The sequence below is a fragment of the Achromobacter sp. 2789STDY5608621 genome, from assembly GCF_001299375.1.
Classification (GTDB): Bacteria; Pseudomonadota; Gammaproteobacteria; order Burkholderiales; family Burkholderiaceae_B; genus Achromobacter; species Achromobacter insuavis.
Map to the genome: position 1 here is coordinate 1 of NZ_CYTU01000103.1, position 3,196 is coordinate 3,196.

The 3,196-nt window shown below is 68.1% G+C and carries 4 protein-coding genes; 1 reads left to right on the forward strand and 3 read right to left on the reverse strand.

All coding sequences use genetic code 11. From position 1 onward, the window contains the following. From AOZ53_RS33115 to AOZ53_RS33125, 3 genes are all read right to left on the reverse strand, one after another. A partial coding sequence (locus tag AOZ53_RS33115; RefSeq protein WP_304439211.1) for a flagellar motor protein MotB occupies positions 1–413 on the reverse strand: 413 nt, incomplete at its 3' end. Next, positions 410–1,273: a motility protein A gene (locus tag AOZ53_RS33120; RefSeq protein ID WP_054434158.1), complete on the reverse strand. Its 864-nt coding sequence runs from the start codon at positions 1,271–1,273 to the stop codon at positions 410–412. The genes AOZ53_RS33120 and AOZ53_RS33115, both read right to left, overlap by 4 nt. Before the next feature lie 223 nt (positions 1,274–1,496). Next, on the reverse strand, positions 1,497–2,030 hold the full coding sequence (locus AOZ53_RS33125; protein WP_231689977.1) for a GNAT family N-acetyltransferase: 534 nt from the start codon (positions 2,028–2,030) through the stop codon (positions 1,497–1,499). A gap of 134 nt (positions 2,031–2,164) precedes the next feature. Between AOZ53_RS33125 and AOZ53_RS33130 the strand changes: the two genes are divergently transcribed. After that, a partial coding sequence (locus AOZ53_RS33130; RefSeq protein WP_054491077.1) for an NYN domain-containing protein occupies positions 2,165–3,196 on the forward strand: 1,032 nt, incomplete at its 3' end.

Consider the following 3,196-nt stretch of genomic DNA (forward strand, 5'->3'; position numbering starts at 1 on the left):
GGCGCGCCGGCGGCCGCGGCGGCGGGCTTGCCGGCGTCGGCCCAGCTGGCGGGAATGGCCGGGGTGTCGAATTCGGCGTACTCGCCGTCATAGGCGGGCAGGCCCTTGGCCGCCAGGCTGCCGACCAGGTCGACGGGCTGCTCGCCGGCGTCCTGGAAACCGCCATGCAGGCGCGAGACGGCCAGCATCACCACCAGCATGGCCAGCAGCAACGTGATCAGGTCCAGGTAGCTCAGCAGCCAGTTCTCGGCATCGCTCTCGACCGTTTCATCGACGTGCCAGCGGGCGTAGCGGTCCTTGCGGTCGCTCTTGCTCGGGCGCCAGCCGCTGTTGGCGGCCGCCTTCTGCGCGCGCAGCTGGGCCTGGCGGGCCTGCTCGATCCGCTGCGCCAGGGAGGGGGAAATCAGGCTCATTGACGCGCGGCGGCCGGGCGGGTGATGGACACGGGTTTGGCGGCCGTGGGCACCTGGCCCTCGGTCTTGCCGCGCGGCGCGGAGGCGCCGCCGTCATAGATTTCGTCCTCGACGTGCATGACGAACGAGTTCAGGGTCTCGCGCACCACGGCCGGGCCGCGCTTCTCGCACATCATCGAGATGCCCTGCAGCACCATGTTCATGGACTCGACGCGGCGCGCGGTGCGGCGCTCGAGCTTGACGGCGATCGGCTTGCACACCAGGTTGGCCAGCAGGATGCCGTAGAAGGTGGTCATCAGGCCGATGGCCAGCTGTTGGCCGATGGTGGTCATGCTGCCGTCGCCCAGCACGGCCATCAGGTTGATCAGGCCGACCAGCGTGCCGAGCATGCCGAAGGCCGGCGCGAACGTGGCCATGACGCGGAACATCTGCGCTTCGGCCATTTCACGCGCCTTGAGCCGCGCCACGCGCCATTGCAGCAGTTCGATGATCTGGTCTTCGGGGGTGTTGTCGATGATCAGCTGCACGCCGGTGCGCAGGAACGGGTTGGTGACCTTCTTGAGTTCCAGTTCGACCTTGTGGACGTCGGTGTTCATCCACAGCTGCGCCATGTTGACCAGTTCCTCGATGTCGCGCTGCTGGTCGTGCTGGTCGTGGCGGAACACCGTGCCGACCAGCTTGAAGACCCGCATCACTTCGGACAGCGGATAGGCGATGAACAGCGCGGCGGCGGTGCCGCCCAGCACGATGGCCAGGCCCGGCAGGTTGAAGTACATGCCGGGGTTGGTGGCGGCCAGCGCGATGACGATGACCAGGGTGAGCAGGCCGACGATGGCGCCGATGACGGTAGACGGATTCATGGATCTTGCCGATAGCGAGGGCATCCGGTTCACGGAATGCGGGATGGTGGCAAATTCTAGCCACGCCGCGGCCGGGGCAATCCGCCGGAAAACGGGGCGAAAGGGGCGGTAAGCGCCGGCTTAAACCCCCGGTCAGCTGGCTGGCCGGGTCTGGCCCTCGGGCAAAGAAACGGGGCCGGATTTGCCGGCGCCGCGCCGGACGAGCCGACGCCGCCGGCCGGGATCAGCGCTTGCGCGCCCGCCATTCCTCGCGCGTGATTTCCCAGATTTCGGCCATCTGGCGTCCCGACACGAAGCCGCGCTCTTCGGTGGCCACCCGCCGCATGCCGGTGCGGTCGGACAGCCGGCGCGAGCCCTCGTTGGCCACCGCCTTGGGGGCGCGCAACACGGGCTGGTCCAGCACCTCGAACCAATAGCCGGTGACCGCCTCGCTGGCCTCGGTCATGTAGCCCTGGCCCCGGTATTGCGGGTCGAGCCAGAAGCCGCGGTGGTTGCCCGGATCGTCGCGCATCAGGCTGATGAGGCCGATCAGGCGGTCCGGTTCGGCGCGCGGACGCAAGGACCAATGCCACTGCACGCCGCGCCGCATGGCCGGCAGCGCCACCTGTTCCACATAGGTGCGCGCGCCGTCCTCGGGGTAGGGCCAGGGCACCTGTTCGGCCAGGTAGCGCACCACTTCCCACTGCGGAAAGATGCGCTGGATGGCGGGCGCGTCGTCCAGGCACAGCGGTTGCAGCAGCAGGCGTTCGGTGCTCAATGGGGGATGGGGGATATCGTCACGCATCGCGGTCGGGGAAGGTGAGTGGACGGAAATGTATATCATGGGCGGCAAAACGCGGCCAATCGCCCCGGCCAGGCGGCCGGGATGGCTGCCGCAACGGAGAAACACTTATGAATGCAGCCAACGAAAACGTCAGCATGGCGCTTTTTTGCGACTTCGAGAACGTGGCGCTTGGCGTGCGCGACACCAAGTACCAGAAGTTCGACATCCGGCCGGTGCTGGAGCGCCTGCTGCTCAAGGGCAGCATCGTGGTCAAGAAGGCCTATTGCGACTGGGAGCGCTACAAGGAATTCAAGGCGCCGATGCACGAGGCCAATTTCGAGCTGATCGAAATCCCGCACGTGCGCCAGTCGGGCAAGAACTCGGCCGACATCCGGCTGGTGGTGGACGCGCTGGACTTCTGCTACACCAAGTCGCACGTCAACACCTTCGTCATCATCAGCGGCGATTCCGATTTCTCGCCGCTGGTGTCCAAGCTGCGCGAGAACAACAAGAAGGTGATCGGGGTGGGGGTCAAGCAATCCACCTCGGACCTGCTGATCGCCAACTGCGACGAATTCATCTTCTATGACGACCTGGCCCGCGAAGGCCAGCGCGCCGCCGACGCCCGCCGCGACAACCGCGGCGGCGGCAATGCCGGCCAGCGCCGCTCGCCCGATGAAGAGCGCCGCCGCAAGGAAGAGCTGGAGGCGCGCAAGACGCAGGCGGTGGACATGGTGGTCGAGACCTTCGAGGCGCTGATGGCCGAACGCGGCGACAGCGGCAAGGTCTGGGCCTCGGCCCTGAAGGACGCGCTCAAGCGCCGCCGGCCCGATTTCAACGAGTCGTACTACGGCTTCCGCGCCTTCGGCAACCTGCTGGACGAAGCGCAGTCGCGCGGCTTCCTGGACGTCGGGCGCGAGGAGAAGTCGGGCACCTATGTCTACCGCGACAGCGCGGGCGGCACGCCGGCCAGGGTTGGCGGCAAGCCTGCGCTGCGCGCCATGGCGGCGGCGGTCGAGGCGTCCGAGAGCGCTGCCGATGCGGCCTCGGGTTCCCAGGCCGACGAGGCCGATGCCAAGCCCGCCCGCGGCGCGCGCGGCGGCCGCAAGAGTGCGTCGGGCGGTCGCGGCGGCCGCCAGGGCGCGGGCCCGGCGTCGGGC

What these genes read in the sequence shown, in the direction of transcription:
- AOZ53_RS33120 (WP_054434158.1), bottom strand. Translation starts at nt 1,273, where the DNA reads ATGAATCCGTCTACCGTCATCGGCGCCATCGTCGGCCTGCTCACCCTG.